The organism is Halobacillus sp. (assembly GCF_049282395.1).
GTDB lineage: Bacteria > Bacillota > Bacilli > Bacillales > Halobacillaceae > Halobacillus.
This window is the reverse complement of the sequence record NZ_JBAPTY010000173.1, coordinates 1-4,567: the sequence shown is the minus strand read 5'-3', so window position 1 is coordinate 4,567 and position 4,567 is coordinate 1. Positions and strand designations below refer to the sequence as shown.

Annotated in this window: 5 protein-coding genes; 3 read left to right on the top strand and 2 right to left on the bottom strand. The window is 41.3% G+C overall.

Going from position 1 to position 4,567, the window contains the following annotated elements:
* A partial coding sequence (locus WAM07_RS08030; RefSeq protein WP_422165967.1) for a sugar phosphate nucleotidyltransferase occupies positions 1 to 294 on the bottom strand: 294 nt, incomplete at its 3' end.
* Positions 284 to 2,203 carry a 1,4-alpha-glucan branching protein GlgB gene (gene glgB / locus WAM07_RS08025; RefSeq protein WP_422165966.1) on the bottom strand — a complete coding sequence of 640 codons (1,920 nt, stop codon included), beginning with the start codon at positions 2,201 to 2,203 and terminating at the stop codon, positions 284 to 286. The genes glgB and WAM07_RS08030, both read right to left, overlap by 11 nt.
* Before the next feature lie 420 nt (positions 2,204 to 2,623).
* On the opposite strand from glgB, the gene WAM07_RS08020 reads away from it, so the two are divergent.
* The 3 genes from WAM07_RS08020 to WAM07_RS08010 are packed head-to-tail and all read left to right on the top strand — an operon-like array spanning position 2,624 to position 4,218.
* Positions 2,624 to 3,037, top strand: a complete 414-nt coding sequence (locus WAM07_RS08020) for a DUF948 domain-containing protein (RefSeq protein ID WP_014645215.1) — start codon at positions 2,624 to 2,626, stop codon at positions 3,035 to 3,037.
* 18 nt (positions 3,038 to 3,055) lie between these two features.
* Entirely contained in the window at positions 3,056 to 3,502 is a 447-nt protein-coding gene (locus tag WAM07_RS08015; RefSeq protein ID WP_224895331.1) for a DUF948 domain-containing protein, read from the top strand.
* Positions 3,499 to 4,218: a hypothetical protein gene (locus WAM07_RS08010; RefSeq protein WP_422165965.1), complete on the top strand. Its 720-nt coding sequence runs from the start codon at positions 3,499 to 3,501 to the stop codon at positions 4,216 to 4,218. Before WAM07_RS08015 ends, WAM07_RS08010 begins: the two co-directional genes overlap by 4 nt.
* The last annotated feature ends 349 nt before the right edge of the window (positions 4,219 to 4,567 follow it).

The window sequence follows — 4,567 nt, the reverse complement described above, 5'->3', positions numbered from 1 at the left end:
GCCTCCTCCTTCTGCCTGCATAAACGGAGGAAGAACGGATACTCCGCCATATTTACGGTCGAGATCCCAGGGCGCTCCAATACCAATATAATCATTTAAAACAAGAGGCTCGTACTGAGTCAGCACCCCGACTGTATCAATCCTTGAGTTCGTGCAGTTACTTAAAGGAAAATCGATGATTCTGTACTTCCCACCAAAATACACCGCAGGCTTGGCAATCTTTTTGGTAAGTGATTTTAATCTTGTTCCTTGTCCTCCAGCTAACAGCATAGCGACACATTCTTTATTTTTCATGATTTTCCTCCTTGGATACTGAAGTTCTCTTCAAGAAGCTCACACCGAGCGGCGGAATGGTCATGGTGATATGCTGATCCTGGCCTTGCCAGGGTTCAGGAATGGTTCCGAGCGGCCCTCCATTGACCTGACCCGAACCTCCGAAGCGTTCCGCATCACTCGAGAAGATTTCTTTGTATGAGCCATGTTTCGGTACTCCTACTTTATAATCGTGGTAAACCTGAGGAGTGAAGTTGCATACCACAATTAATTGATCGTTTGATGTACGGCTGTTCCTTGCGAATGATACAATGCTTTGATCGTAATTCTGGGCATCAATCCATGAAAACCCTTCCTCTTTGTGATCAAGCTCCCACAAAGGAGCCGAGTCCAGATAGAGTTGGTGAAGCTCTTTCATGTAATTCTTGGTGGCAGCGTGGGAATCATACTCCAGGAGCTCCCAATCAAGATCTTCAAGGTCTTTCCATTCATCGAACTGACCAAACTCACCTCCCATGAATAATAACTTCTTACCAGGGTGGGCATACATGTACCCTAAGAAAGCTCTTAAGTTTGCGAACTTCTGCCAGTAGTCGCCCGGCATCTTATTTAGTAACGATTTCTTTCCATGAACAACTTCATCATGGGAAATCGGTAATACGAAATTTTCTGTGAAAGCATAGAACAATGAGAATGTAATGAGATTATGATGGTACTTACGATGAATCGGGTCTGTCTCCATATACTTGAGCATGTCATTCATCCAGCCCATATTCCATTTATAGTTAAAGCCGAGTCCCCCAATATAAGTGGGAGAACTGACTAATGGCCACGAAGTTGACTCTTCTGCCATCATAAGTGTATCGGGAACTTCTTCAAATACAGCCTCATTCATCTTCTTAATGAAAGAAACCGCTTCGATATTTTCACGGCCGCCATATTCATTCAGCTCCCATTCCCCTTCGTTCTTGCCAAAGTCTAAATACAGCATGCTTGCTACAGCGTCGACACGCAGACCATCCAGATGGTATTCCTTCAGCCAGTAAATGGCATTGGATATTAAGAAGCTGTGTACTTCACTTCTGCCAAAATCAAAGGTTAACGTACCCCACTGTGTCTTCTCGGCTTTACTCGGGTTCTGATATTCATAGAGGGCTTCCCCGTCAAAACGTCTTAACCCGTGTTCATCCTTACAAAAGTGGCCGGGTACCCAGTCAAGAATGACTCCGAGTCCATGCTGGTGACATTGATCTACAAAATATTTAAAGTCATCCGGTGATCCGTAGCGTGAGGTTACCGCAAAATAACCAGTGGTCTGATAGCCCCAGGAACGGTCAAAAGGATGTTCCATAATTGGAAGGAGTTCGATATGTGTATAGCCGAGATCCTTAACATAAGGAATAACCATATCTGCATATTCACGATAATTGTAGTAAACTTCAGGTTCGATATACTTCCATGAACCTAAATGAAGCTCGTAGATGGATACAGGAGATTCATAGATGTTTTTAGCTTTTCTGTCTTTCATCCATTCATCATCATTCCATGTATAGTTATCAAGAGGATAGACAACGGAAGCCGTATCGGGGCGCAATTCGCTGGAAAAAGCGTAAGGGTCAGCTTTTAAACGAAGATGTCCATGAGCCGTCAAAATTTCATATTTATATATAGTTCCTTTTTCAAGCTTAGGGATAAATGCAAGCCATACCCCATTCTCGTTCACTTTCTCCATAGGATTCTGTCTTCCATCCCAATCATTAAATACACCTACCACACTTACTTGTACGGCATTGGGTGCCCAGACTGCAAAACGAATTCCTTCTACTCCGTCCTGAACATCCGGGTGAGCCCCAAGAAGCTGATAACTATATCGAAGATTTCCTTCATGAAATAAGTAGATATCGTGTTCTAACGTTGATTCATTGGCCACACCATCACTCCTCTATCGTTTAGAAATATAGTTTGTTCGCTAAAGCAAGAATTCATGCTAATTTCCGCTATGTTCTTATCATAAAATCCAAGATTAGCTTTTACAATTGAATTTAACAAAAATTTTCAGAAAAGTTTTGTCGAATTTTGCCTACTTCCGTAAATATTGCTCGAATTGGAGCCATATGCTAAATACGCTTTTATAGTAAGCGCTTACAACGAGTTACTCCTCCTATTCCACTATAACCCCACCAAAAAACCTTATTTTGTAATTTACAATAATTGGATGACCTGAGGTGGAGGATATTACCAGTATCCTTTTATGGTAACATTATTGTAATAAAGATTATGGTAATAAATTGGTTTCACCAAAATTATTTAGTGGTAAAGACAGAGTAAACAAATTAAGAGGTGAGTGGTTATGTCATTAGCAGGGATCAGTTTACTGATTATCGCAATCTCCTTTGCTTTAATTGCCATATTCGTGGTGAAGACATTGAAAGCAGCATCCAGTACAATGTCGAGTGTCTCTACTACTCTTGAAAAAGTAGAGGGACAGATGCAGGGGATTACAACGGAATCAGAAAGCTTATTAAAGAAAACGAACAATATTGCAGCAGATTTTGAAAATAAGACCCAGTCATTGAACGGATTGGTAAGTTCCTTACAAAACGTCGGTTCAACAGTTGGGAATGTGAATCAATCCTTACAGGGAATGAGTGAAAGTGTCGCTCATGCATCCAATAAGAGAGATGACCAGGTGGCTCAAGCCATGCGATGGGGCGATGCAGCTCTTAATCTGTATATGAAATGGAAAAGAACTCAAAGAAAATAGGAAAGCGAGGCTTACACAATGGACTATTTAGGAATTGGTGTACTTATCATAGGGATAGCTTTTGCAATTGTCTCCATATTTTTAATTAAAGCATTGAATAATTTAGCCAATGTTCTTGGAGGAGTTCGCAAAACCGTCGATCAGCTTCCGGAACAATTGGACTCCGTTATGAAAGAAACTTCGAACGTTCTTAACAATGGTAATGATACCTTAGCAGATGTAAATGAGAAGATACGTGCCCTGAGCCCTCTTTTCTATATTGTCGGGGATATCGGAGAATCTTCCAGGAAGCTGACATCCTCACTCGTGGATATGACTCATTCCATGAAGGAAAGCACGCACGAGGGTGAACAGAAAATTAACGAAGAAGGCTGGCGCGGTATTTACGGTGCTCTTGCTCTTACCTACTATTTAACACAAAAACGGAAAGAGTTAAAAACTGCACGTGTAGGAGGTCAATCATGAGCAAAAAAGACTGGCTTACTGGTTTATCCATAGGGGCCTTGAGTGGTATGAGTGCCCAATCACTTAAGAAAAGTCCCTCTGTTTATAAAATGAAGTTTGAACGCAAGAAAGACAATTTCGTAGAGACTGGTAAAGAGAAGTACAGGAACTTGCAGTCAGCGAGACAAGAACTGCAAAGAAAAGCTAAAACTAGTACAAAGGAGAAATCAAACATGGAAAATAATCAAACGACTCAAAATCAAAATCAACCTAAACGCGGAGGCAGAAAGCTTCCACTTGCGATTATTACAGGTGCCGTTATCGGCGGAGCCTTTATTTTAATTAAGGATCCTCAGGAAAGACAGCGTCTGAAAGAAGGTTCCCGCTCCACTAAAGATTCTGTAACCGGATTTGCTTCTGAAGTAAAAGAAGATCCATCAGGTAAAAAAGATGACATTATGACTCGCGTAAAACGAGTAGTAAACATTACAAACGAAGCGATTTCAACCATTCAAGAAGTGTTCAACAATCAGGGTAAAGAGATTTCCGATAAAGTACAGGATATTAAAGAAGAGTCCGAAGAAATCATCTCAACAGCTAAAGACGCTGGAGAGGACCTTCAAGAAGCAGGCAGCAAGGCCAAAGAAGCTAAAGAAGAATTAACTGACTCTGAAGAAGAAGCAGCTGCTACTTCTGAGAAGGAAGACAATGTAGTAAGTGTAAATAAAACTCGATAAATAGACTATAAAGACTCTACTATTAAATTAGTAGAGTCTTTATTTATTTAAAACTACATACATTTATCCCGTGTTTCTCAGCTCTGATCATTCTTACTAAAAGGCTTTGCTAAACTTCCGTGTTGATTTTAAGGTTAAGCTCCCGTTTGTTGAAGACTTGATTTCGAGATATTTGTATTGAGCGGAAGGTCCTCCGGGGGACGATTTCGCTTTCCGCGAGCATGTGCTGAGCTTCCTCGGGCTTAACAGCCCTGCGGGATCTCACCGATCATGTTCATCCCGCAGGAGTCTACATCGTCCCCCTCCGGACCTGACCGAATAAGAAACTCGAAATCCACCAAAAATGCCT